Annotated in this window: 21 protein-coding genes and 1 pseudogene; 13 read left to right on the top strand and 9 right to left on the bottom strand. The window is 56.4% G+C overall.

Going from position 1 to position 25,946, the window contains the following annotated elements; translation table 11 throughout:
- Nucleotides 1-1,534 precede the first annotated feature (1,534 nt).
- Nucleotides 1,535-1,695, top strand: a pseudogene (locus HB633_RS24920) (IS21 family transposase); the annotation flags it as partial.
- Between the two features lie 91 nt (nucleotides 1,696-1,786).
- Here the strand turns inward: HB633_RS24920 and HB633_RS24915 are convergent.
- Entirely contained in the window at nucleotides 1,787-3,049 is a 1,263-nt protein-coding gene (locus HB633_RS24915) for a hypothetical protein (protein WP_213780774.1), read from the bottom strand.
- A gap of 289 nt (nucleotides 3,050-3,338) precedes the next feature.
- Between HB633_RS24915 and HB633_RS24910 the strand changes: the two genes are divergently transcribed.
- Nucleotides 3,339-4,259 (top strand): dienelactone hydrolase family protein, encoded by a 921-nt coding sequence (locus tag HB633_RS24910; RefSeq protein ID WP_213780773.1) that lies wholly within the window; start codon nucleotides 3,339-3,341, stop codon nucleotides 4,257-4,259.
- A gap of 32 nt (nucleotides 4,260-4,291) precedes the next feature.
- Nucleotides 4,292-6,055, top strand: coding sequence for a hypothetical protein (locus HB633_RS24905; protein WP_213780772.1), 1,764 nt, complete (start codon nucleotides 4,292-4,294; stop codon nucleotides 6,053-6,055).
- Nucleotides 6,056-7,311: 1,256 nt separating this feature from the next.
- Here HB633_RS24905 and HB633_RS24900 read toward each other — a convergent pair.
- Genes HB633_RS24900 through HB633_RS24885 form a run of 4 tightly spaced genes read right to left on the bottom strand, consistent with a single transcriptional unit; the run spans nucleotide 7,312 to nucleotide 10,721 of the window.
- Nucleotides 7,312-8,076: a DUF4105 domain-containing protein gene (locus tag HB633_RS24900; protein ID WP_213780771.1), complete on the bottom strand. Its 765-nt coding sequence runs from the start codon at nucleotides 8,074-8,076 to the stop codon at nucleotides 7,312-7,314.
- Nucleotides 8,073-8,612 carry a hypothetical protein gene (locus HB633_RS24895; protein ID WP_255581135.1) on the bottom strand — a complete coding sequence of 180 codons (540 nt, stop codon included), beginning with the start codon at nucleotides 8,610-8,612 and terminating at the stop codon, nucleotides 8,073-8,075. Before HB633_RS24895 ends, HB633_RS24900 begins: the two co-directional genes overlap by 4 nt.
- A gap of 37 nt (nucleotides 8,613-8,649) precedes the next feature.
- A complete protein-coding gene (locus tag HB633_RS24890; RefSeq protein ID WP_213780770.1) occupies nucleotides 8,650-9,942 on the bottom strand; it encodes an MFS transporter in 1,293 nt (430 codons plus the stop codon).
- On the bottom strand, nucleotides 9,939-10,721 hold the full coding sequence (locus tag HB633_RS24885) for a hypothetical protein (protein ID WP_213780769.1): 783 nt from the start codon (nucleotides 10,719-10,721) through the stop codon (nucleotides 9,939-9,941). The genes HB633_RS24890 and HB633_RS24885 overlap by 4 nt, the downstream gene beginning before the upstream one ends.
- A 417-nt stretch (nucleotides 10,722-11,138) precedes the next feature.
- Here HB633_RS24885 and HB633_RS24880 point away from each other — a divergent pair, with 417 nt between their 5' ends.
- Complete coding sequence (locus HB633_RS24880) at nucleotides 11,139-12,086, top strand: hypothetical protein (protein ID WP_213780768.1); 948 nt, start codon at nucleotides 11,139-11,141, stop codon at nucleotides 12,084-12,086.
- A gap of 24 nt (nucleotides 12,087-12,110) precedes the next feature.
- Complete coding sequence (locus HB633_RS24875) at nucleotides 12,111-13,301, top strand: hypothetical protein (protein WP_213780767.1); 1,191 nt, start codon at nucleotides 12,111-12,113, stop codon at nucleotides 13,299-13,301.
- A gap of 220 nt (nucleotides 13,302-13,521) precedes the next feature.
- Here the strand turns inward: HB633_RS24875 and HB633_RS24870 are convergent, their stop codons facing one another.
- Nucleotides 13,522-13,881, bottom strand: coding sequence for a hypothetical protein (locus tag HB633_RS24870; RefSeq protein ID WP_213780766.1), 360 nt, complete (start codon nucleotides 13,879-13,881; stop codon nucleotides 13,522-13,524).
- Nucleotides 13,882-14,287: 406 nt separating this feature from the next.
- Here HB633_RS24870 and HB633_RS24865 point away from each other — a divergent pair, with 406 nt between their 5' ends.
- The 4 genes from HB633_RS24865 (at nucleotide 14,288) to HB633_RS24850 (ending at nucleotide 18,131) form a co-directional block, all read left to right on the top strand.
- Nucleotides 14,288-14,773 (top strand): transposase, encoded by a 486-nt coding sequence (locus HB633_RS24865; protein ID WP_062174207.1) that lies wholly within the window; start codon nucleotides 14,288-14,290, stop codon nucleotides 14,771-14,773.
- Nucleotides 14,754-15,107, top strand: coding sequence for an IS66 family insertion sequence element accessory protein TnpB (tnpB, locus tag HB633_RS24860; protein WP_062004250.1), 354 nt, complete (start codon nucleotides 14,754-14,756; stop codon nucleotides 15,105-15,107). The genes HB633_RS24865 and tnpB overlap by 20 nt, the downstream gene beginning before the upstream one ends.
- Nucleotides 15,108-15,274: 167 nt before the next feature.
- Complete coding sequence (locus HB633_RS24855; protein ID WP_213780765.1) at nucleotides 15,275-16,828, top strand: IS66 family transposase; 1,554 nt, start codon at nucleotides 15,275-15,277, stop codon at nucleotides 16,826-16,828.
- Nucleotides 16,829-17,003: 175 nt separating this feature from the next.
- Nucleotides 17,004-18,131: a J domain-containing protein gene (locus tag HB633_RS24850; RefSeq protein ID WP_213780764.1), complete on the top strand. Its 1,128-nt coding sequence runs from the start codon at nucleotides 17,004-17,006 to the stop codon at nucleotides 18,129-18,131.
- Between the two features lie 48 nt (nucleotides 18,132-18,179).
- On the opposite strand, the gene HB633_RS24845 is transcribed toward HB633_RS24850, so the two are convergent.
- The gene (locus HB633_RS24845; RefSeq protein ID WP_213780763.1) at nucleotides 18,180-18,590 is read right to left on the bottom strand and encodes a hypothetical protein; all 411 of its coding nucleotides are present in this window, start codon (nucleotides 18,588-18,590) and stop codon (nucleotides 18,180-18,182) included.
- Nucleotides 18,591-19,090: 500 nt separating this feature from the next.
- Between HB633_RS24845 and HB633_RS24840 the strand changes: the two genes are divergently transcribed.
- On the top strand, nucleotides 19,091-19,324 hold the full coding sequence (locus HB633_RS24840; RefSeq protein ID WP_213780762.1) for a hypothetical protein: 234 nt from the start codon (nucleotides 19,091-19,093) through the stop codon (nucleotides 19,322-19,324).
- Between the two features lie 402 nt (nucleotides 19,325-19,726).
- Here HB633_RS24840 and HB633_RS24835 read toward each other — a convergent pair whose 3' ends face one another.
- Nucleotides 19,727-20,656, bottom strand: a complete 930-nt coding sequence (locus HB633_RS24835; RefSeq protein ID WP_213780761.1) for a hypothetical protein — start codon at nucleotides 20,654-20,656, stop codon at nucleotides 19,727-19,729.
- Between the two features lie 608 nt (nucleotides 20,657-21,264).
- Between HB633_RS24835 and HB633_RS24830 the strand changes: the two genes are divergently transcribed.
- A complete protein-coding gene (locus tag HB633_RS24830) occupies nucleotides 21,265-21,651 on the top strand; it encodes an SET domain-containing protein-lysine N-methyltransferase (protein ID WP_213780760.1) in 387 nt (128 codons plus the stop codon).
- A 311-nt stretch (nucleotides 21,652-21,962) separates the two neighbouring features.
- Complete coding sequence (locus tag HB633_RS24825; RefSeq protein WP_213780759.1) at nucleotides 21,963-22,511, top strand: hypothetical protein; 549 nt, start codon at nucleotides 21,963-21,965, stop codon at nucleotides 22,509-22,511.
- 412 nt (nucleotides 22,512-22,923) lie between these two features.
- On the opposite strand, the gene HB633_RS24820 is transcribed toward HB633_RS24825, so the two are convergent.
- Nucleotides 22,924-23,418 carry a hypothetical protein gene (locus HB633_RS24820; protein WP_213780758.1) on the bottom strand — a complete coding sequence of 165 codons (495 nt, stop codon included), beginning with the start codon at nucleotides 23,416-23,418 and terminating at the stop codon, nucleotides 22,924-22,926.
- Here HB633_RS24820 and HB633_RS24815 point away from each other — a divergent pair.
- Nucleotides 23,392-25,902 carry a DNA phosphorothioation-associated putative methyltransferase gene (locus HB633_RS24815; RefSeq protein ID WP_213780757.1) on the top strand — a complete coding sequence of 837 codons (2,511 nt, stop codon included), beginning with the start codon at nucleotides 23,392-23,394 and terminating at the stop codon, nucleotides 25,900-25,902. The two genes, HB633_RS24820 and HB633_RS24815, sit on opposite strands and share 27 nt — an antisense overlap.
- Nucleotides 25,903-25,946 lie beyond the last annotated feature (44 nt).

The raw sequence follows: 25,946 nt of genomic DNA, 5'->3' as shown, positions 1-25,946 counted from the left end.
GCCCGTCTTTCGATCCCAAGAAATTCGGGGGGGTCGTTGAGATCAATTACGCTTCGGGTGCCGTCTGTACTGGGACCTTAGTGTCCAGTGAATGGGTGTTGACTGCAGCGCACTGCTTTTTGGGGCCGGGAACGGGTGGCCCGGCGCTTAGCACGGCGTCGGCGATCGCCATGCCTGGAGGGGTGGGATCTGACATTAATGGCTACCACTCTCTTAATCTGGATTATTTCGTGAATGGGCCGGACGTGTCGGTCAGGTTTGTAGCGTATCCGGGTGCAAGCTCAAGGAAAATCGTTGCCGTACTGACGCATCCTGATTATCGACCTGATGAGACTGGGTTGCCCGCTATGGGTCCGCTGAATGACCTTGCTCTCGTAAAGTTTGAGCGGGCCACGAAATTAGACGATCTTCTATCGAAGGATACGGTCAAGCCCGCATCTATCCCATCCGCGTCGTATTCGGGGGCCGTGACACTTCTCGGCTACGGTATCCATGACGAATCGGAGCGAGCAAGTCCGCGAGTTAATCTAACATGGCCTGAGGCAGACGTCGTCTCGCAGGACGGTCGACTACTGATAAAAAAAGCAGTGGTGCGAACGTTCTGTCTTGGGGATTCGGGCGGTCCAGCCTTCGCAGGACTACAGCGGGGATGCCCTGCCCCCCCTGAGGACAACCCTTTGCAATTGGTTGGAGTTATTAGCTATCACACAGGCATCGCTGACTCGGACAGTACTTGCGCAGCCTCCCTGGTAAGCGGATTTACTGACCTCGGCGCGCCTGCCAGCCGTTCCTTTCTCTGCGATGTCACAAACGGTTCTATCGTCGGCTGCAAATAATCGAGGTGGAACCTGAAACTCAGCGGGGCTGATATTCATCACCAGGTACTCGCACTAGCAGTTACCCAGGCATCCACACCTATAGCGTCCCGCACCGGCGTGAATTACAACGCTGCGCGAGTGGCCGTCGTACCCACGCGAGCGGCCGTCAAGGAGGTGCCGGGTTGAACGGCTCAAGTGGGTCGAGAGTCCGCGTTGACGACCGGCCGTTATCGGGCAGCCAAATACCAGTGGCCGCTTTACGGCGATGAGTTCGTAGCTGGGATTGGCTCACCCCGACCCTGACCAGCCCTTCGAGCCAAGCCGGTTCCGGCGTCCGCTATCGCAGAACAAAGGCCATTCTATGAACGCACCAAATGACAGTTAATCAGGCAAAGCCGCGCTGAGGCGTATCGGGACGTACCGCAGCAATCGGGCAGGCCGCTGGGGCTCGTAGTACGACGCGGCCGGATGGCGGTTTTTGTATTTCGACGGAGTTACACTTCCGACCCGTCCAGCGCACGAGCTACGCAAGCGCGGAGACTGCTCTTCAGAGCCATTCGGTCACATAGCGTAGCGCCCCCGCAATGATGGCAGCGTGCGTGAACATTGTTTTCTGCCTCCACTTGCGCTTCGACAACAAGACAATAAAATAACACTTCAAAGCCCTGACGAATTGACCCATCTATCAGAACGTGCATCGGAAGGTGTTGGCTGGCGATTTCGTTGTATTTTGCAGAGGTGCAAATTCTCTTTATGCGTTTACAGCGACGCTTGGCTTCAACCGGTGGCGCGTTTGGCACGCTCTACTATGGATCAGAAAGCTGAAAAACTGATCGCTCGCCACCATGCGCTGTCTGACGCATTAGGCGGGGTACCAGACTCAGTGGGATTCGTCCAACGCGCGGCTCGTTGCGTTTGTATAAAGCCAGGCAATTTCTGTAAGCTCGCCCTCACGTGTGCAGCGAGGATCAGAAGCAAGTGCCCCGATTGACTCCCGATTGACGCTCAGCCTCTTCGGTCGATTCAATGAAATGCGCCATCCATTCCTTGAACTGTTCACTCCAGATGCCGTTGTGGCCATCAAGGATCGATGCGTCCGTGCCGGCGACGAGGAACGGGTTGCCCCGTTGCACGTCGTCATCTTTGCGTGCGAGACAGATGTTTCCCCAGCAATAGTGGTCGTACCAAAATGTTCCTTTTGCTGTGTCGGGTGACGTCGGGCTATCGTGCTTCATTGTGTGCGTCTGATAGACATTGTAGTTACCGAGCGTCGTACGTTCGCGTTCATCCCAGCGGGTCCCGATGAACTGGCCGACCGGAAAAGCGAGTCGAGTGGCGTCGTCGTTGGAGGTCGAGATCGACAATAGAGACGGTGGCTGGTTCGGACTGAACGATTCCTGATATCTACGACTCGAATCCAATGCGGTGTAGCGGGACGCCTCGAAAGCGGGGTTCAGGAGAATGGTCAGGTCGACAGGAGGACCGAGCAGCCGGTAGGGTGCGAAGAGTTTGCCCGGGTGTTTCATTTGCAGGTCGTAAAGGATCATCGGTGAAATCGAGGAAAACAGGATCCGTGCACCGAAGCTGTGGCCGATCGCAACGATGACGTCATTCGGGTTCTTGCGTTGACAGCGGATGCTGTTGACCGCACCGATGATCTTGGAGAAGTTGCCCGACTCGCTCACGCGGTCCGCGGCGCCCTTGCGGGCCCAAAACGTCAGATTGTCGAGCCCGGGCACCGCGACGGATCGGCCTGGCCAGGCGACATAGATGCCTACGACATCCCGATTGCTGTGACGGTTTGTCTCGACCGCAGATAGATACTCGATCAGCTCTTTGAATTTGAGGCGGTCGGGATCACCCAGCGCGGCGTCGTGTTTCCATCCGTGTACATAGAACACGATCATCTTCGGATGAGACGCGATGGACGGGTCCTCGTTAAGACCCTTCACTTCGCCGTAGACATCGGACAATTGGCAGCGATCGGTCAACTCGCCGTTGTCGGTGAACTCGATGACTTTGACGATCGGCTTCGGCGACGGGCGTACGGCGGTCGCCGGGTCAAAAAGCTGACTCGTGCCTTCCACATGACCCGATTTCCCTTCGCATGTATGTCTCATATCTGCGGACGGATTGCGGGACACGCAACCTTGAAGACTCAGCGCGAGCGCGACCGCGACCAAAAGGACCGTTGCTGCGCAAGCAGAAAAGCCGGAGGTCGTTGTCTTCATTTTCGTCCCCGTGATGCATAAGTGTTCGATCAATTGAAGCACACGCAAACGCTAAACCAAGCATCGAATGGAGGCCAGTTCGGCCAACTTCCTTTCCAAATCCGACGCAGATATGCCGGCCATCACCGCTACGTGGCTCACGCCTCATCTTCAATTAGTACAAACACCAGCGAATAATAGAAGCGTAGGTATCCTATGCTTGTCTTGAAAGAAGAGCAGCGCATGTGTGGATCCGGACCGTCACCGGAGCGGGATACGCGTCGGATATAAGAATACAAATGGGCCTGTCATGCATCGCAACCGTAAACGAAGGTGCCTGCTCAAGTTCGCCGCAGGCGCTGCGCTCCTCACCGGTTCCCTCGCGCGAGAATCACAGGCGGGCGCTCTCGCCATGAGTCCCGACCAGACCATGCGGAAGCTCGGCTTCGACGCCTACACGTTCGATGACGATTCTTATCGGCATTTGGTATATGTCAAAGGCACAGGGCCGTCGGTCATCGTCATGCATGAGTTGCCCGGCTTCGACGAACACACGGTGCATTTTTTGGATCGACTGACCGCCGCGGGTTTTCGTGTGCATGCGCCGCATTTGTTCGGTGCACCCATGTGGTCCGACTCCACGCTGAACTACGCCAGGCTTTGCATCAGCAAGGAGTTCGCCTACTTGAAGTCGAACCGGTCCGCGCCCGTGTGCGACTGGCTGCGTGGACTGGCCCGTTCGGTCAGCGCCGATAATGCAGACGGGCGCGTCGGCGTCATCGGCATGTGTCTGACCGGCGCGTTCGTCATCCCGATGGTGATCGAGCCAGGCGTGCGAGCGGCCGTCATCTCGCAACCCGCGATCCCGACTTCGCCCGCCTATATCCTCACCGGTTCGGGCGAGGGCGAATGGATGCGCGACATGAACGTATCGGACGCCGACCTAGAGGCCGCCACGCGTCGGTGCGCGGCCGACAACGTCCCACTGATTGTGCAGCGTTTCAAGAATGACCGCGTCAGTCCGCATGCGCGCGTGGTCCGGATCGCAGAGGCTTTCGGCAACAACGCCACGCTCTACGAATACGACAATCCCGGACCGAAGCCGCACCCGCATGCGTTGCTCACCTATGAATACGATGCGGCAGAGGACGTAGCGACTAATCCGACGCGCGTCGCGCTGGAGCGGGTCACCGTTTTCCTGCGCGAGAATTTGTTGGCCCGCACGGCATGACATCCATCCCCTTTGACACTGCGGAGCCAGAAATGAACGACTGCCTCGGCGAAAGGCGCGCGGGCGCGAAGGCTTTGCGCCATGCCATCTCGTTCGCAGGAATCGGGGCATCGATGATGCTCGGCGCGTGTCACACCCTGACATCCATGCAGCAGGCCGAGAAAAACCTCGAAATCGACGGTCCGATCGAGCGTCAGTTTCATTCGGTCCTCTACTTCCCAAAAGGTGAGGCGCTGCACTACCCGGGCTACCTGCTTGCCATCGAAAAGAGCCCGCAGGACACCATCGGTGGCCCGAAGCAAGGGTTGACAGGGAAAGCGGGCTTCGTTCATTCCGATGCAGCGTATCTCGAAAAAGAGCCGCCGCCGGGATTCAGTGACGGCACGCAGCATCAGATCCACGAATTCCAGACGCGGGACCGGAAGGCGTTGTTCATCTCGCATATCGTTCGGTACGGGATCGACGCACCAGGGGCGGACCGGGCCAGTCAGATGGTCTACCAATGCTTTATTTACAACGCATACAAGGCCAGAGGCGTGGCGAAGGATGGCCAGAGCGATGTTGATTTCCTTCGGCAGTACAATTGGCGCGACTGCGTCGACAAGGATGCTGGCGCGGGATCGATGCCAGCCAGTGTTCCGGCACGCTCGATCAACTTGCTCTACGGCGATGGCCTTGATGCGCTGCGACCGCTGGAGACACAGCTCACCCAGGACGTCAATCTCCACGGCTACACTCATATTGTAGTAATTGTGATGGGCTGGAATACCTCGCAAGATGAGGCGATCAGAAACTTCAACGACATCACTGGAAACATCATCGATGCAGCTTATGAGGACGGTGATCCCGAAAGCGACGCCAAGAAGAAAAACATCTCCGTCAGCCCTGTGACCGCACCTTTTCGCCCGCTGATCATTGGCGTGACGTGGCCATCGTTCTGGACCAACGGCGTGGTCAACTTCTTCAGTTATCCAAACAAGGCGGATGATGCTGACGAGCTTGGCTTATCCTGGCTCAATGTACTGCTGAATCGGACGTTGCCTTGCGTTTTAAAAAGTACAGCCAGTGCGGATGGCAAGATATCTCTACGGACGGTGTTGATCGGGCATAGCTTCGGTGCGCGGGCCTCAACGCGGGCGCTGTTCAGTTCGCCGGTGCTGGAGACCGGGGCGGCGAGTGAGAAGCCGCCGACTTCGGTCGTCGATCTTGCAGTGGGACTCCAGGGAGCAGTGAGTATCAATCGATTCGTTACTCCTAGGAGCGAAGAAGGCGCGCCGTACCGGGACTTTTCGATGCTGATGGGTACGCGCATCGTGCTCACTGCCTCGGACAAGGATCAGGCCACGGCGTGGCCGTCGTGGTATCCGGCAGCGGGATCCATTCATTCGTATCGCAAGGCATGTGATGCGTCGAACCCCGAGTACGCAGATGTATTCTCTTGCTGGGCAGCGCACGATAACAGCGGATCCAATGATTCGAACGGTTTCAATCAACCGAGTCGGTCCAACCAACCGTTAAGCGTGTGTCCCGCTGGGAAACCCGATTGTGTGACATCCGCAAACGACGAAGTGGCAGTGGTCGGCAGAAAAGTGATGTATATCGACACATCGGTCGGCATTACGGAGTTCAACTCACCCGGTTCTAGCGGTGGCGCCCACAGCGATATTTACCGGCTTCCGATGGGCCGGCTCCTGTGGCATCTAATCTCCGTGCACGCTCCGACCGGGCCGCATTTGCCATCGACGCCGCTGATATGCGAAAAGCCAGACGCCGCGGCCATCAATGTATCGAAGTGAGCGGGGGGCCAAGATGCGGCGACTGCTTCCGCTCGCACTGGCCGGGTGTCTCGTAATATCCACGTGCGCCGAAGCCATCTCGCTCGCCGCGTTCGACGACGAAATGCTGCCTGCCCCCGTTCGAGTCGTCTACTCCTGCCAGAAAGGCGCTAGCGGCTCCGGTTCGACTGCACTCTACACATTGCCCGCAGGCCGCGGATTGAAGGATAGAATCGCCAGGGAATCACCACATCACGGAATGCCAGTTCAAGTCGCGCGCATCGCGTCATTCGGCCGTCGATCATGCGTCACTATTTTGCAAACGCTACCTGTCTGCCATCCGGTGGCAAAGCGATACTCGCCTACCCAGTGTCGCTGAGCAGGTCCCCGGTCGGCGCGGCCGCTATAACGTACACAGAGAGCAGGAACGACTTAAGGCGTTGCCGAGCCTGCTTTTAGGTCGTCTTGGCGGTCAACCATACGCGCGCCAGATCGCGGAGTGCCTCGTCATCGACGCCTGTCACTTATACGGCCGATCGGTAATTCGCGCGCGGCGTATGCGCTAGTTTGATGGCATCACGCCGGTCGGTCTTGAGGTCTTTACGCGCTCACCTCTGCCTTACGGAAAGGCATATCTTCCTAAACGTAAGTACGCGTTCGCGCAGGATGCGCGTCTCCCTTATGGAAACGTTCGGGCACACGGCCGGTTAGCGACGTGTAGCAGACCGACGAGAGTCGGTCGCGGAACGACCGCGATGGCCGAAGAGATGACACGATCGGCGACTCTCGAAAGACGGCTCTTTGAGTGGATCGGCCGCTGGAATGTCTGCGAAAAACGTCCAGCGAATGACTGTAGATGGCCGATCGGGTGAGTTCACCAGCGGCCGTTTCCTGGCGCTCCGGTTGGCTGGACATCGATTCCGCTAAGTGGCTGGTTTGGAGGAAGTTGTCTGACCGGGTTGGGTCGATGACGGTCAATCGAGTTTCCCGCTTTCACCCGTTGACGAGGGAAAATCAACTAACGGTCGATCAACTCTTTTCATCATCACGCGACTAAGGATTTGCCAGCAGGTCTGTTTCGTTATCAAAGAGCCGGCATCCGATCTGACTAACAAAGAGGAACAAGGGGGCTGCACCACTCGGATTGGAGGGCTGCCAACAAATCGATGAAGTTGATTATTTCGCACTACTCGGACAACAACTTAGCCGTGTATCGGGTTGCGTAAAAGCTTTGCGATAGGCCATGGGAGGCCATCGCGGAAAAACGCACACAATGTTTAGGATCGGCGAATTGCTTCGGAGTAGCCTTCAGTAATGCACGCGTCAGCGGACCGACGAACTAGGCAGCGTGCTTTCAAAGCCTCGAAAGAGATGCCGCGATCGAGAAATCCCATTCGGTAGGTGTATTCGTCGGCATGCCCGCTTAACAAAATTCGCCAGTTGTAGCGCAATCGTGGCGCAACGGAACGCGCGTGTCGAAGGATATTAGTCGTACAGTTATTAAACAATGTGTTGTAGTACTCAGGCTGTTTGTTGAGACCTTCGATTCGACCCAAGTAGCTAACAAATAGGTCGCGCAATGCGTCGGCCGGAAGCTGTACGGGATACAAGCGCACGCGCTCGCGCCTCACGTCGGAGCGTACGCCGAGCAAATCGCGCTCGTCCGCCACTACGTAAATTAAGCCGTAGTTACGCAAAAAACCATTGAATGCCGAATATTGCTGATCCTGGCGGCGACGTGTTTCAATCGACACAGCCAAATAGCGCCCATCTGCAAAACCGAAGCTCACGAACACGTGCGCGACCGATTCCCCGGCCCAGTGAGACACGACAAGATCAAGTGATGTAAGTGCATTAAGATCGTAGTCGGCGTCGTACCAGGCAGGTGTGAAATCGTCCCGGGTGCGATAAGTGAAGTTGCGAACATTGCTGATCCGAGCGACGCTTCCGCGCCATTGCACCGACGCAGTTTTTGCGTATTCAGTCGCCCAGTTGCTTGCCGCATCAGCGCCTTGCGGCCATTGCAGCCATTGCCCGATCATGCGTCGCTCCAGTAAGACTGGCCAATCAGGTAAATTTGCGCGGCCAAGTTCACCGCAACAAAACTGGCGTGAAAGACCTGGTTACGCGTGCGCATCGCGATGACGCAGCCGATTGCGACCACGGCCGTGTTGAGCCAGTAGATGTCACCTAGGTGCAGCAAGTGGACTTCACCTTTCATCACCGAGTCGCCGATATCAATCACGCTGTTGGCCAGCAGCAGCCCGAAAAACCAGACTCGGCGGGACATGAAATAGTGCTGATATCCGTCGTATTCCTTCATTGAATCTGGGAACAGCATCGAACACATGAGGTAGATGACGAACGCGTAAAAAAGCAAATAAAGATAGATGCCGAAGGTCCATCGCGGGATCTCTCGCAGCGAGAATTCCCACCACCAGAAATGCAGCACGTACAGCACCATCGACGCTACCCATGCCATATGAATGGGGTAGATCTGTACCTTTTTCGGATGCTGGATCGTCGAGGAGAGACCTTTAAGCATGTGCGTCAGCCCGAGACTGACGATCATGCCCATGACGATGCGTACGTGTGTGAACTTCTCCATCACCGGCTCAGATGCTTTCCGACTCGTGGGTGCGTCGAGCGCGGCGTGACTGACGCCATGCGAGCGCTGCGAGTGCAATCCATCCAATTGCGGGCGGTTGCGACACAACCCGCAATGCGCGTGCATAGTCGAGCACAAGACCGGGTGTCCACGCCATGGTTTGAGCGCGATGGCGCAGCTGCGCCGCGATCCACAGTTCAGGCAGCATGATCAGGCGAACCACGTCTCGCCAGTCGCCGGTCCGGTATTCCGTGCCTTCCAGCGCGGCGTCGATAGCTTCGGCCACCGTGCTGGAGCAGTTGCGGTTCGTCAGGTTGTAAATCTCTTTCGACTTGTATCGTTGCTCGAAATCCCGCAGGCGCATGGCGTTATAGCGCCGGAACGCAATTTTCATGGTCGACTCGCACCAGGCGGCCGCTTCTTCGGGGTAATTCGGCAAATATCGGCCGCGCACATCGTTTGACGAATCGGCACGCAACAGCCGCCCGAATTCATCTGGCGAACGGTCAATCTCGACCGCTGGGTATAGGCTCAGATAAAGGCTGCCCGCCTCAAGCGACGCGTGCCCGGTGGAAATCACGCCTTTGACGTCCACAGCGGCAATGTAGCGGTCGATCACGGGACGGCGCAGGGCCGCATTCTTCGAAGATCCTACAGGCGTCCATACATGCACGACCATTGGCTGCATGTCAGTGGCAACCTCACCAACGGTATCCCGGAGCGTATCCAAATTAGGCTCACGTCCATAACCGCTTTTACGTTGGCGCCGGTAAAGCCAGATCATGCGAACACCGCTGGTCGCGAGCCACATGCCAATACAATAGGGAACGGTACCGTGATAATGCGTCGGATATGGCTGAAAAAAGATCACCGCGAGCACAAGAGTGAACACACCAAGCGCAATGGTCGAGCGCCAGTGACGGTAGCGCACGACCCAGGCTGCGGCGATGAGCAACAATCCTTCGAGCGCGAACCCTGCGCCGAAAAGCATCGCCAGTGCGAAATCGCTATAGCTGTGGCGGGTGATGACGAGCACGCCGATCAGCACGCCAATGGCGCCTTTTACATACCTGAAACGTGTTTGCAACGACAAGCCGCTGTGTGCAAGGATGATCGCTACCACGCCTTCGATCAGCAACAATATGCCGAAACTATGAAGCGGAAACCAAAGCGCACCATCAAGCGCGTCGAACACGACGAACACGCCAATGGCGAGCCAAAGGAAGCCGAAAGCAAGCAGTTTGGACAGGTGCCGTGACGCAAATCGGGGGCCGAGCAGAAGCAGAAGGAGCTGGATCATTTGGGCAAATGGGCGAGGAATTTAGCGGGGTCATCCGACTCGTGCGGAGACAGGTTGTGGCGCAGGCAAAGTTGCAGCGCTTCGAGCGCCCGCGTATGCCGCAGCTTTGCGGCCTGGCGGCCGGGCTTCATTTGTCGGTCAGCGGAGGTGCCGTCGGCCGAATCGCGTTCCAGTTCTGCACGCGCGCGTTTCTCATCATCGAGCAACGCGGTGATTACGGTGTCGCCGCGCCGGCTTTCGTCGATCAGACGCACAAACGCTTCGACGTTTTCGCGTGAGATTGAGCGCTCTTTTTCGCCTATGGCAAGAGCGCGATTCCAGACCGAGACAATAATTGCTGCCGCCCAGACGATCACGTTGGCCGGGACGACCCATATTGGCAATGGCAAAGCCTGCTCGGCGTTGTGCACCCATGCAAGTTGTTGTGCGACCGGCAACTGCGCCATTGCGGTCGCGCCCAAGACGGCGTCTTCAAGCGCGTGATGGCGTGCCACTTCTATATCGACGCCTTTGGACGCGAGGAGCAAGGCGACGACGAACAACACAATTCCCGCTACGAAGATGTTCTGGCGATACTCGCCTTCATAGATGGAACCGATCGCCTCGCGTAGCGAGTCAAGCATCAGCACGGATGCGACGATGGGCAACTCCGCGCTTCCCAGAAAATTGACGATGCCATGGTTGCCGCCCACTTGCGCGTGCAGCATGGTCAGTACGACTGTGACGAATACGGTCAAAACCACTCCGCCGATTGCGTCCGCAAGCACCGCTTTCTTCATTGAAAGGTTGTCCAAAAAATCAGATGTGTTGTAGTAGCAAGGCTGCGTATATGCTCATTCGCGGCACACTGAATGCCGGTTATTGATAAAGAACTGCTCGGTATTACGGGTTTATTTTGAGAAACTTGAGGGGAATCCGGTTTTCCTTTGCATGTGGAGATTGCCGTTGGTTCGGGTCGGAGATCCACACGGACCTCATGGCTCGATAAACAATCAACACAACGACTAGATCAATTCCGACTGCGAGATTCACATCAAACGATGATGATTTCTTTGGTTTTTAAGTCCATCCCCCGGTCAAAAAGGCTTAGCAGCGCCTGCGCTCTGTGAAAGAAAATTAACAGCAAACAGCAAGCTTCATCTAAAGAAATCGAAAGTAGTGTCGTAAAAAGAGTCACCTCTTTTTGACACTGCGCCATGATTGATCGAATTCATTTGTTCTCGGCTGCTTTGATCGCGGCTACGGCATTGGTCGCCGGGTGCGGCGACAGCAACAGCTCTCCCGCCTCTTCGGTACCCACAACCAAGATAGGCTTCATGCTCGCCGCGAACGGCGACAACTCTGTCAGCTCGTGCGTCGCCGAAGCGTCAGGGCTGATTTCGAAGTGTCGCTTCATTGTTCCCGACGACGCGCTACAAAGCCTCGCAGGCATCTCACTGTCCGACGGGCGCGTGTATCTGCTTGACATTGCGAGGAAGGTTGTCGACGCGTGTGTCGTCGACGTGGACGGCGCGCCTGGCAATTGTGTGACGTCCGAGGCTGGTGGCTTGCTGACAATGCCGATGGGCATCGCGGTATCGGAATCGAATGCTTATATGGGCAATGGCAGCGGCAACGTGATCGGATGTGGCATTGGCAACAACGGGGCACTATCTAACTGTACTGCCCAGAATGGTGGTGGCACGTTTTCGTATCCGTCGTCGATCGCCTTGTGGAACAAGCAGGTCTACGTGCTCAATTCCGGCAATAGCACCGTTACTCGTTGTGATGCGGGCGCGAATGGCGCGCTCGGCAACTGCATGGCGAGCGCGGTCGGCAATCTCACAGGAAGTAGTGCGCTGTCGAGCCTGACCATTGCGAATGGACACGCGTACGTGACGAACGGCACGAAAGCTGAACTCTATGCATGTACGCTCACCGCCAGCGGTGCCTTGAGCAGCTGTCAGACAGTTTCGCTCGATCCCGGCATGGGGATGCTCGGCGGCCTTGTCACAAACGGCTCTAGCCTTTATCTCGCGAGCATTACCGGAGATGCAATTGGGGTGTGCGCGATCGCTGATGACGGCGCGATTTCCTCATGTCAAAGCGCGAGTGGCGACGCCATTCTCTCGCCTATTGCCGTCGCGTTCAAGCCGACTGCCTGACTAACTCAAACGACTTCCAAAATCATGAAACCGCTAAGGTCTATTCGACGCACAGCACTGGCCGTTTTGTCTGGACTGGCGATCGCTCCGGGGGCACACGCCGGCGTAGACGCCCTAGTAACGGTCAATAATCTTTCCCCTTACAAGGTTGATGTGTCGTTTCCGACAAGTTTCCAGCAATGTTGGAACGACACCGGCGCTGAGGGCGACAGCAATATCAGTGACTATTTTACAAGCTACGTTTCGAAGATAACTTCCGACAGCTCGTATCAGCCATATCTGAAGCTTTATCAGACCACCTATAACTTGCCGTTCCTGAATTCAATTCCATCAACGACGATGGCAGGAACGACTCAAAGTTTGCCGCCGGCCGCAGATGGTAAGGCGATCCAACACATTGCATTTCGTGGTGAAGCGTCGGCCAATCTATTCGACAAATGCAAATTAAGTACGTCCTCGCGCGGCTTTGTAGTGACACTCACCGACGAGAACGGCGTTGTAAAGAGCAATCGTCATTATGTGTTGACTGATCCACCGGACAGCGAATGGAAATTGACTCGCATGAAGCCTTTCGACGAAAAAGCGTCGGGCGCGCCAACGCTGACCAACACCGTTGCTGAGCAGACGATCTTGCTTGGCGGCGGCGGGCGCAGCAGCGCCACGGAAATTGCACTGACGGCAGGCATGGCAATTTTGACTGTCGCAAGTATTGGACAGGCTGGGTACGAGCTCGTTATTGCCTCCCGCGCAATTTCGTACCTTAACAGCTGGGCGTTAGTCCAAGAGAGCGGGCATTTTACGCTTGAGGTCGGTTCGTTTCTGTTCGGCGGCGGTATCAGGGGCGGTGCGCAACTCGGCTTCCGCTACGTGCAATACGGTATCAAGCCCATCGCGAGCTATGGTAATCGCGTGATCCTGAGTTCGGTGACACTAGGGATGTTGCATTTCTTTTCTGGTTCGCTCGATCAGTCAATCGCAAAGCCGGAAGATGTGCAGCATTTTCAGCCAGACTTTGACAAGGTAGTGGATTTCTCAAGCCCGGAAATGTACGTCAATGCAGGTCTGAAAGACGATCGCTCGATCTGCGCCTACCAAGGCAGCACGTTCGGCATCACCGAATGTCGACTTATCGGCATCGACCTGTCTGTACTCCCGGACGGATCATTATCTTTCATCCCGTTGCCGTCGGTTGGCGGGGGGATCTCGTCGCTTTGACCAGCAACGTCCAGTGGGCTTCGCGCATCGAGTTGGTGTGCGCGCCTTCACCGATCGACGGGGGCGGATTAATACGCCAGTCCCTTCAGACAACGCACGAACTGCGGATCTCGGTGATGTTGATCAGCTGTTTCGACGACCGTGATCAGTATGGAAGGTGGTGTTGCGCGAATACGTAATTGTAGCTGGAGCGATCACGTTGCTGGGTTGGCGTCGTGCTTTAGGTTCGTCTTTCGCATCGATTCGCCGTTGAGCGGAAAGGACGCGCGCCAGCATGACGTGCGAACGTCAGAGATTGCACCAAATTCCTGATTGAGGAGGAGGGTGCATCGCCCGTTGCTGAGGTCGCGACCAAAGCGGCGCGTAAAGCGTCTGCTGTAGCCAAGAAGGCGAATGCGGCAAAGAAGGCGACGCGGAAAGTTGCAGCGAAGAAAATCACCGCGAAAAGGGCAGCGGCTAAGAAAAGTGCGACGAAGAAATCAACTCCGATACCTTCTGCTGCTAGCAAGAAGGTTACTGCTAAGAAAGCAGGACCAGCTGCGAAAAAGAGAGTTGCGAAGAAGGTGAGTGGTTCAGGCAATGCTGCGAACGCAGCGACGGTAGCCGACGATAACGGCAGTACGCAGGCAGCTATTGAAGCGCCCGCGGTGTAAATCGGTCTAGAGCACGTGGGGCGGCCTCTTGGCCGCCCGCTTTCGATTCAGAGCGCAACGCTGCCCGTAAAAGGCGCCGTCGACCAAAGGTTGTCAGTTGTTTTCGTTCTTGCACCTGCGAGATCGGACTAGAGCACCACCAGTCTCTGGCTGGACGGAAACAAACCATGTTCAGTTGAAGGCTCAATCTCTACGATTTCTGTTTCTCTGTCTGCTCGGGCAGCAAAGCCATCCATTTGTTGCGTTGAATGGTAAGCGGTGATTTGAGCGCACATGGTGTCATGAGATCAGATAGCGCAGGATGTGTGCACTGAAAATCAATGGACACCTTCCATGACACAGAATGATTCAGATTCAGATTTTTTGCCGCTTAAGGTCATCAGCGTGGGTCGGGACGGCAAACGGCGTTTTGACAAACGGGACAGGCAGAGATTGATTGAGGCTTGCCTGCAGCCCGGAGTATCGGTGGCGGGCATGGCGCTGAGGGCTCGGGTGAACGCGAATTTACTGCACCGGTGGATCTGCGAGCACGAGAAGACGTACCGCGGCGAGGGCGCGACGCAGGGGTCAGGGGACGCGGCAGCTTTTGTTCCGGTCGTCGAGATTGCTTGCGCCGACCCACAACCACCACTTCCCCAGTTGCCGCCGCCGCACCGCGACGCCACGCGTGTCGCGCAGCGCCCGTTGGCACCATCGCGCATAACTGTGGAAATGCCCAATGGCATCACACTCAGACTCGAGTGCGGCGCCCACGACGCGACGCTGGTATCGGCGATGATCGAAACGTTGGGGCGCTGTGATGTTCCGACTGGACGCTGAACTGCGGGTCTATCTGCACCGCGACGCGGTCGATTTTAGGAACGGGATCAACGGTCTTGTTATCTTGGTCGAGCAGTCCATGCAGCTTGACCCGTTTGCCCGAGCGGTCTTCGCCTTCCGTAACAAGCGTGCCAACCGCATCAAGCTGCTGTTTTACGAGCGCTCGGGTTTCTGGCTGATGATGAAACGGTTAGAGGCGGACCGTTTCGCCTGGCCACGCCGACAGCAGGCGGTGATGGAACTGACGAGCGAGCAGCTTCACTGGTTACTCGAAGGCATCGACATCGACGCCGTGCGTCGTCACCCTTCGAGGCAGTACCGACACGTGAGCTGAAGGGTCAGTAGCAGCGCGCCGAGCGTCGCGCGCGCGACGCCCGGCGCGATTGTTACACTTTGACGTAAACCCATCCGGTGTGCGGCTTCGCTATCGTGGAGGACATGGATACCGACGCCAGTCATCCGTCCGCTGAGGACGATCTCAAACAGCTTTCGCCCGATGAGTTGATCGCGCGCATTCTCGAGCTTCAGTCCCACAACCAGCAACTTGCGCAACGCGTCGGACAACTCGAGGAGTTGTTCCGTCTGGCGCAGCTCAAGCGCTTCGCGCCGAGCAGCGAGAAACTCAAGGATCGCATATTCGACGAAGCCGAGCAGATCGCCGCGACTGAACCCGGTGACGATGATTCGGATGACGCATTCGCGCTGCCCGATACGGGATTGCCGAAGCTTGATGAGCCTGAGCGCGGCAAGCGTGGGCGCAAGCCGCTGCCGGCAGAGTTGCCGCGCCGGCGCATCGAGTACGATCTGCCCGATGAGCGGAAGATCTGTGCGTGCTGCCAGAACGCGCTGCACCGCATGGGCGAACAAACAAGCGAGCAGTTGCACATCGAGATCAAGGCGCTGGTGCTCCAACATGTGCGTTTCAAATATGCGTGCCGCCACTGTGAGCGCAATGCCGAACGCACGCCGATGGTGATCGCACCCATGCCTGTTCAGCCATTGCCGGGGAGCAGTGCGAGCGCGGCAATGATTGCGACGGTGACCACCGGCAAATATGTTGACGGCACGCCGCTGTACCGGATGGAACACGCGCTGGCGCGCGCAGGCATTGCGGTGAGCCGCGGCACGCTGGCGAACTGGATCATAAGGCCTGCCGAGCTGCACTACAGCCGGCTGTACGAAGCAATGCGCCAAACACTGTTGTCACAGCCGCTGATCCACGGCGACGAGACAACGGTGCAGGTACTCAAGGAAGAAGGCAAGACGCCGCAAAGCACCAGTTATATGTGGACGTACAGAAGCGCCGCAGACAGCGAGCAGCCGGTGGTGCTGTTTGACTACCAGCCAGGGCGCGGGCAACAATATCCGCAGGCGTTTCTCGCTGGCTACGAAGGCATGTTGATGACTGACGGGTACAGTGCATGGCGAACGCTCAAAGGTGCCACTCACTTCGGCTGTATCGCCCACGCAAGGCGCTTGTTCGTTGATGCGCATAAGGGACAGAAAAAGAAGACGGGTGGTCGTGCGCTGCAGGCACTTGAATACTTCAAGGCGCTCTACCACGTTGAGACGCTCGCTCGGACAAAACTGCCCGATGGCGAGACGCAACCCGACTACACCTACCGGCTGCGGCAACAACACAGCGCGCCGTTGCTAGAAGCGTTCAAGACATGGCTGGATACGCAGGCACCCCATGTCCTTCCTGAAAGCTTGCTGGGTAAGGCGATCAGCTACACGAGAAACCAATGGAAATATTTAAGCCGATACGTGATCGATGGACGTGCCCCCGCAGATAACAACATTCTCGAACGCGATATCAGGCCATTTGCAACAGCGAGAAATTCATGGCTCTTCGCTGACACAGTCGCGGGCGCAAAGGCGAGCGCCATGGTCTACAGTCTCGTGCTGACCTGCCGGGCATGCAAGGTCGAGCCCTATGCCTATCTGCATCATGTGCTCAACGAGCTGCCGCAACGAGCGCCGGGGGCCGACATCGGCGACTTATTGCCGTTTAACTTCGCCAAACGCACGCAGCTTGTGACAACCCACGTCTGAAGAGACTACGCTCTGGGGTCCAATCGGCGTTCGACACGCTGCCGGCATGAGTCGATCATCGATCGCGACGTGCACGTGCTCCGCTATAGCCGCGTGCGGAACCAACGCGGCTATAGCGACCTCCGTTAAAATAGTGGGTGCTCGCTCTCTAGCATCGACCAGCGGAAATCATCCTATGACCAGGACAAATCTCAGGGCCATCAGCATTGCTCCCGACCACAATAAGGCTCATCTGTCGAAGGGGCAAAAGGCATTCAACACGCTGATCAAGCAGATCGAAAAGCGGCGTGCCCGGCTGAGTGCCTGGGAGGCTGCAATGCCTGCCTTCCATCGGAAATACCTTAGCGAGTTCGCGCCCCTTGAGCAAACTTCCATCGACTTGCGTACCAAGCTCGTTTATCGCCTGGACCAAACATACGATATGAAGGGGCTGACCAAATCCGAGCGGCGCACGATCGCCGACCTGATCAGCGACTTGGCGGGGGAGTTGGTCGCCGAGAGCGATGATCCGGAGCTTAAGACGATTTACAACCGGTACAGTGGCTCTGACTTTGACAGTGAAGCTGCCGCCGAGTTTGACGATATGAAATTGGCGCTCGAGGCCATGCTCGGCGTTGAGTTAGGCGACGACGTTGACATGAGTTCGCCCGAGGATGTGCTGCAGCGCGCGCAGGCGCAAATGGAGCAGCTCCGAAAACAAGATGCCGTCGAAAACCAAGCTCGTGAAGAACGCCGCGCGAAACGAAAAAAGACCCCTAAACAACTCGCTGCAGAGGCACGAGAACAAGCGGAGCAGGCAGAGCTCAGCTTATCGATTCGCGAGGTCTACCGAAAGCTAGCCAGCGCTCTGCATCCTGATCGAGAAACTGATCCGCAGGAACGTGAGCGGAAGACCGCTCTCATGCAAAGGGCCAATCAGGCGTATAGCAAAAACAGCCTGTTGCAATTACTTGAGTTGCAGTTGGAGCTGGAACATATCGACCAAAGCGCCATCAACAACATCGGCGAAGACCGGTTGAAACACTACAACAAGATACTAAAGGAACAGGTCGGTGAACTCGACCACGAAATCCTGCATGTCGAGAACGGATTCAAGCACAGCTACGGAATTCCACCCTTCATTGAGGTGTCGCCCGCCACCATCATGCGCAATCTTGCCTCTGATATCTTCTCGCTGCAGGAGAGCCTCCACGCCCTTGAACATGACCTGCTCGTATTCGAAGACATGAAGCAACTGAAGGAATGGCTAAAGATTGTGAAGCGGTCATTGGCCGCGCCGCGTTACGACGATATGCCGTTTTAGCGGACCGCTGATCCTCACGCTTCCTTCGTAGTGTGGAGAAAACACCGCTTACTGTTTTTCGGCGTCCACCACCCGGTGCATCGGCGCCTCAATCAATTGCTGGTCGTGAAGCGCGAGCACGCGTTCGATGACGGGCGCGTCCTGCTCGCTAAATGTCCACTTGGCACTTTTCTCCGCTATTGCTAGTGCATTTTCGAACGCCGCTTCTGCGTGTTCATAGCACTCAAACGGCACCTCACCGAACCCCATGCGTTGAAGGTAGTAGGCCATATAGACCGAACGGACCAACTCGTTGATTTGATGCCGATTCGCACGCTCACCGCGACAAGCAGCTAGCGCAAGATGATGAGCGAGCGACAACTCCCGTGCCGATTGTGCCGACATCGGCAAAAGCGCGGACTTGCTCAGTGGCTTATGAATAACACTCGGGCGGGTGGATTTACGTTTTGTTCCGGCCATATGTGGATCGACAAGGTTTGGGAGAGATGCGGCAGCTTCAACCGCTGCGCAAATCACGAAATTTCGTCGAATTGCGGAACAGCGATTTGAGCTGCGTAACTGCAGTAGCGATTGTCTAAACTTCGTACCGTCGTGATCATGAGTATCTGATGCTGGTCGCCGACATGCAGGCGCGGCGGGTCGTGAGCGGGCCAATATATTCCGGCCTGTCGTTCGTTATGATCACTCGTACGTTAGCTTAAGACAGCGTCACGGTGCTGGCGTCGGCCAGTCAGAACCATCTCGGAGAGCCTTGGCACGACTGCCATGCGGTCGCGCCCCGACGCCAAGATAACGGCCGCAGCGGCATACTGGCGTATCGCGTTGGCCTCCATAAATGCTTGCAGCAGATAGAATAACCAAGAGTAGCATGTACCGTTATACATCGCTCTAACACCTGTCGAGCTGATCACGCAGGACAGCACCTGCTAGCCTCTTACACGTCTGAAGGTTGATAACCGGTGGCAAACGAGAGTTTCAATGAACGTGAAGCGGAGGCGCTCAAAAGGATGGCGGAAGCTGCACGTGAGGTACAGGCGGCCTCTGCTGCCATAGAAGCGCATTTCGCTAAACCGGGTGAACGACAAGCCTCCGCGCTTGAGCTTGCCCGGTTGACCGCTGCGGTTCAAGAGCTTGAAGACGCGCGAAGAACATTAGCGATTGTCATCGACGCAGCAAACGCGGCGCGACGTTAAAGCGAAGCTCAGCATTGTCGAGGGATATGACCGTCGGGATCGCGATCTTGAGCCGGAGAGCGAGACAAAAGTCGCTTTGAGGCGCAGGTTACGTTCCCGTCAGCTAACAGCCCAAGCGCGACTAAAGCGTGCGGCGTTGACCTTGCTTCACCTCTGCGATGGCCTCTCTCAAAGCTTCGATACCCGCTTCCGTAAATGCGTTTACCGTGTTCGATTCCTCGCGATCTGGACCGAGTCTATCGACGATCTATAGACACCCGTCTTCCGATTCCAGAATCATGAGCGCGATTTCCTCCAACCAGGCCTCCGGTTCGCCCAGCATCACGGCAACGCATGCAATCGTATAGACATATGCTGGAGCAGCCACTATGTGTTCCTCCTAAGCCGAGTGCCGCTAGGTTGCTAGGCGCTGCCGACGTCTGAGAAGTTTGCCTTATCAGTCGCCAGCGGTTTAAACGATTTGGAAGCTCGCTGTCCTGGTTCACACCGCTTGGCGATCCGTTGCCAACCGTTATGGGCGCGAGCGGCGCTAAGAAGGACATCGAGAGATTCGTCATGGTTCACTCGATCGTCGCTCGGCAACCCCCTATCGGCATGCTGCAAAATCAACGCCTCTCGTTCACCACAACAATGGGCGGCCGAACTGATCCGGCTCCATGCCTCGCAGGCGTATGCAAACGTCTCCCGCATACGATAGTCAATGTCGAGGACGTAATCGGTGCGAGCGCTTACGGCCAGCCCACAAGCCACGCGTCTGGAGTTGTGAAAGACGTGCGCAGCCTCGTGGACGACGAAATCGGCAAATGGGTCGGTCTCGTCAAAGTAATCCATCGACACGTAGCACCTCGTTTCTTGGCTCAAGCCGACTATATTGCAGGGCTGTCCAGATAGCGCCGGGGCCTTAACGCTCTCCAAAAATATGTTGGCCACATCCCAAGCTGTAGAGAGCCACCGTTCAGTCATTAAAATTTTTTCCAGGTTAGATCGGGTGACGAATACAACGTTATCTAAAAGCAGGCGAATGACGATCGCGCGTTCACGCGGGTCGAAGAGACCATCCACCATAGGTTTGAGTTTTTCACTGTTCCATGCGTGGAGGTCATTTGGGAGACGCGAGACAGACTCGAAGCCTTTTGAGCGCCGCATTGTCTCTGTTACAAGGGCGCTTCGAAGGCGCTGAGACGCACGTGTCGCTATATCAGCCAGATTAGAACCCGGCCATCCAACGAAAAAACCGTCGTATTCGCCTGTCCGCAAATATCGTTCAACCTCGCTGGCTGTCCACTGAGGCGTGCCGATCTGCTCTGGCTCTGCTGTCTTCGCTTCCAACATACCGTTTTGCCTCCCTGAATCGAGCATGCGATGTGCGAGTCCGTGCGTCGAAGCTGACCTCGTTGGCGAAAGCATGCCCTCCGGATTGATTCTCCGAAAACGCGGATCATCTGGCCGACGCGTGTCAACGCCTGAGACCGTAGGTGGACTTTAGATGTGGCACGGTTTGGAGAAGAGGCGAGAGCTGACCACAGCTGAGCGACTTACCTAACCAGAGTCGATGTATGTTCCGACATAACGCCTCTAATCGTTGCTTCGGATAGGAGCTTGTCCATGATGAACGAGCCTTTGCGAACTTGCGAGAACAATGCGTCAATCCCGGGTCACTCAAAAAGGGATGCGCCCAGCGCCGCAAGATTTCGCCACTTCACCGCGGTGATCCGCGTCGTCCCGTCCCCGTGCACGGATCTAATCATGACCCGATTGCCCCTGGCACCACCCAATACCTCAGCCACACGGTCGTCGTAACGAACCAGCGTACCTCGAGCGGGCTGGCGTTTCAAATAATAGGTGCGCTTTCGCATGAGCCCCATGCTGTGATCTTGTCTGGAACGGTATGATTTTGCATCGGAGGGACATTCGTCAAGCATCATTTTTCGGAGCAGGGCATGCGCAGGTTCTACGTACGACGGTCAGCTATTCACGGGCGCGGGGTATTCGCCTCGGCGGTCATGACGCGTGGCGACTATTTGCTTGAATACAAGGGTGAGGTACTGTCTGAACGCGAAGCAAATCGACGGTTTGCGCGATCAGAAGCGGAAGCGGGGCACACTTTCTTCTTCGGGATCGGCGATGGCCGCGTGATCGATGGTGCTGTCGCCGGCAACTCCGCGCGCTGGATAAATCACAGTTGCGCACCGAACTGCGAGGCCGAGCAGGACAAGGATCGCGTCTATATCCGTGCGATCATAAAGATCAAAGTTGGCGACGAAATTTTCATTGATTATCGTCTGGATGCTGGAAGCCGACCCAGCAAAGCACTGAAAGCGACCTAGGCATGCCGGTGCGGTGCGAAGAAGTGCCGTTCCACAATGCTGTATGTAAAGTAAATAGAGTTCGATGCGAGGGATTCCAGTTGCGCGCATCTGCTCCAGCTGTTTCCTCGATTGTTGTGAAACTGCTTGCGCAAGCTGGTGGAGAGAAATATTGGTGTCTTACGTCAGGTTTCCTGCACGCGTTTGCAGCTCGTCTGGGAAAAGCTTTGCAGCCTGTCGTGAGCACCGCTATCGGGTTATACCCATTTCACCGCCAGCAGTCACCCTCGTCATTTTGCATCAGCTGCTCATTTGCTTCTTACGGATTAGACATGAACGTTGCTGATGGCTCGCCCGCCTCGGGGCCCCAACTGTGCGCGGAAATCGAGCAACTGCGCGCGCAGTTTCCGCGCACGCAAGATCTGTATCGTGAGTTCTGCGTGCTGCTATTTTTTAGGCACCGCATTGCGCTCACCGCGAACCGGCTCTATCAGCTGGTGAAGAAGGGCAGCATAAATGCGCTGGCCGAGGCGCTGACGCGCTTCGGGGCCACCTTCAGTGAAAAGAGGCGTGTGCGCATCAGCATCCTAATCTGCCCGTGGAACTGCAGTCGGCGACCGGGAACTGGCGGTCGCGCTCTGGACGCGGGTGGTCGATATGGCCCCGGAGCAGCTGGCGACCGCGCAGCTCGAGACGCTACGCTCGGTCGCGGACGCACAGGCCCGGCAGGCTCAGGCCGAGGCCGAACGCGACCAGGCGCGTCGAGAACTCAAGAACTGATGGGCAGTGCGGCCGCGCTGGACGGCGCGCAGATCCGCATCACCGAACTGGACCAAGTGCTGGCTATCTCCGTGGCCACTGCATCCGCGTTGCAGGGCTAGCAGGGCCTTGCGCAACAGGGCGAGCAGCAGTTGCAGCGGGCGCTCGAAACCGCCCGACATGACTTCGCCTCTGAACTGGACAAGGTGCGTGGCGACGACACGCTGGCGCAGGAACGGGCTCAAAGCCGCCGAAACCCGGGCGCTACTGGAAGGCGACCGCGAGCGGCAGGCAGCTGCACGCCAGCAGTAGGACCTTGATGCGGCGACCCGTAAAGCGGCGCAGGCGCGCGAGCAGCGAGACCAACTGGCGTTGTCTCTGACGCAGGCCGGCGCAAAGCGGCAAGTGCCGACGGTAAAGCGGGCGGGCAGGAGGCGCACGCAAGAGTAGTGGATCGGTGCGCAAGTCGCCGCGATCACGACGATCTTGATTGCCTCGGGTCCATATTCAAGGTTGGTGTCTCATTCGCAATTCTTATTCGAGGCGTATGGTGGATAACCCGGAAAATGTAAACGCGGTGGGATGTTCAGAAGCGCCTCCAAATAAGCTAACCTGACAAAACCTGAGCGACCAGCTTTTCTGAACCTCCACCATGCAACTCGACATTTTCAGGGCTGCAGCAGTGACCCATTTTTGGACGGCCACTGTTTCGCCAAGGGCGGACGAGTTGCATTTTACGATCAGAAAATAAGCTGCGACGGCATGGTGCTGACTGCCAGCAAAAACCGTTCGTAACCGCCGCGGGCCAAAAGGATTATATTGGCCAAATTGTCGCCGCCTGTCTGCTGATTCCAAAGGTGAATCATGTAAGTCCAGCAAATCCTGGGCAAGGCGCAGAACATTACTGACTATATTCGTACCTTTTAGATTCGGGGACATATGAGTACGAAATTCAAGACGGGAAAAATCGTCGGTCGCTCCTTGTACGTCCATCGAGACGCAGTGACCGAGATCGATGAAGAAACTCAAAACCTGATCGTGAAGGCAAGTCACTATCTTCCTTCGGCCGCAGCTGAATGGAACATAGTCAGAGCTTCGTTGGAAGACTCAGAGATTTCTTTCCTATCTTATCCGGGGTTCGACTCAGAGCCGTTCCCGGTTCTAGTAGCCAGCTGGCGCGTAAGTACGGATTCCGCGGCGGCTATCGCGCATAGAAATTATAGTCGATCGTCAAATCCTCCGATTTTGCATCGAAAGGAGCTTTTTTTGGGCCGGCATGACCCACGTCGACAGGAGTTCTCTAAGGTCACTAATGAAGCGGAAGCCATTGGCCTCTTCGTCGATACGTCGCGAATCGGCTTCCAACGCGAATGGGAGCAGCTGATCGAGCGCAGTGGCTATCAACTCGTCGAGGGCTCCTTCGTTCCACTCGCAAACTCAACTGATGAGGGACGCGCTGAAGGGTCGGTCGCTGGCGATCGCAGCGTAGACAGACACCGCACAGCACTTAGTCGTTCAAATTTGTCTGCCCCTATGCAAGCCTTAGGCCGGTTTGGTTTTCTCACTGGGAAGTGGACCATCTTCGACTATGGCTGCGGAAAGGGCGATGACATTCGAAATCTTAGGCAGCAGGGAATCAGCGCGACTGGATGGGATCCGCATTTTGACCCCGACGCAGAGCAAATTAAAAGTGATGTCGTGAACCTCGGGTTTGTTCTGAACGTTATTGAGGATGTAGCAGAGCGAGCCGAAGCGTTGTCACGAGCCTTCGGCCTTGCTGGAAAAGTGCTGGCCGTCGCTGTCATGACTGACAAAGTGTCCTCGATAGCCGGGGCGCCCTATCGCGATGGCTACCTAACTACTCGTAATACGTTTCAAAAATACTTTTCTCGAGACGCATTTCAGGAACTTTTGGAATGCACCTTGAAGCGCCCTTCGGTTACAGTGGCGCCGGGTGTAGCGTTTGTGTTTACCACCGCCGAGGAACATGAGGCATTTCTTGTTGCCGGTCAGCGGTCGTCGCGTGTCTGGCGCAGAGCGAAATTATTTCGCCCTGAACGAGTACCCAATACGAGGACGCGCGCGCAAGCCAATCGGGTGCTGTTGGACGGCCGGGTCGAGGAGCTTCAGAAATTTTGGGCCGTCTTACTTACACTAGGCCGGTCGCCGATCATTGAGGAGGTTGTTGAGCACGCTTCACTAATTGGTAGCGTTGGTTCAATCACGAAAGTTGTCCACGCCTGTCTACAGGCGTACGACGCCGACGAATACGAAGCAGCGAGGAAGGAGCGATTGGGCGACACGACGGTCTATTTCGCGCTCCGCTGTCTCGAGAGGAAGGAGAGTGCACTACCTCTGAGTGCTTCACTTAAAGAAGATGTCAAATCTTTCTTTGGAACAATTGCCGCTGCGCTTTCGGCAGGTAGAGACTTGCTGCAACAGATCGCATCGAATGACGCTCTAAGGCTTGCATGTGAATCCGCGGCGAGCCAGGGTCTCGGCGCATATGCGGAGGGACATTCGCTGCAAGTACACACTTCACTTGTTGAGGCACTGCCTCCAATTCTGCGAGTCTATGTAGGTGCGGGCGCGGCACTGTATGGCGATGTTCGGAGCGCCGATCTAGTGAAAATTCATATCAGCTCCGGAAAGCTCACCTTGCTGGAATATGACGCGTTTGACGCGTCACCGATTCCCCTCTTAAAACGACGTATCAAGATCAACCTTAGACTGCAATCAATAGATTTATTTGAGTATGGTGAGCAGTACGAATCTACAATCTTGCTAGGGAAGTCGCGGTTTCTAAATGAGGAACACGCGGACTATGCTGAGCAGGTCGCATTTGATGACTGTGTATCGTCGATCGACTTTGATTTTCCCGAGCACGGAGCAACTGCGAGCGCATTCGCGAAGTTGCTGCGGACGAGGCGTCTGGAGATTCAAGGTTTTAAGCTTGTTCCTGCGACCGACATACCCTCACTCGACGACCCCTGCGGTGCTTCGTTTCGATACCGGGATTTCATCGAGTGCGGAGAAACCGTCTCGGTTGCTGGAATTGACAATCGCCCGAAGGTGCCGGAGACGTACAACGCGATCTATCAGTTGGCGACGCGCATCATAGATCCCGTGGTCGACTATTTCGGGGGCGTTCGATTGACCTTCGGCTTTTGCTCCGCTCGTCTTGCATCCGCTATCAAGCGCCTTGGCGTCGGGCGAATTGCACCGGCGCTTGACCAACATGCTTGTAGCGAGTACACAAACAAGGGGATGGCGATCTGCGATCGAGGAGGCGCCGCCGTCGATTTTCTGGTTGTCGACGAAGACATGTATGAGGTCGCTCAATGGATCGTGGACCACTTGCCTTTTGACCGCCTCTATGTCTACGGGCCGGATCGACCAATTCATGTCTCATGGGCGCCTGAGCAGTCCGGTCAAATCACGTTCGTCGATCGCAGTTCAGGGTCGGTGCGGCCCCGTCGCATAAAACGGCTCATCGACGCTCCGCGAAATTGAATCTCGAACGGAAAATCATTTGGATTTCAACGCGCTAGGGAACG

The organism is Caballeronia sp. dw_276 (assembly GCF_018449635.1).
Lineage (GTDB): Bacteria > Pseudomonadota > Gammaproteobacteria > Burkholderiales > Burkholderiaceae > Caballeronia.
This window is presented reverse-complemented; position numbering and strand designations above follow the sequence as displayed.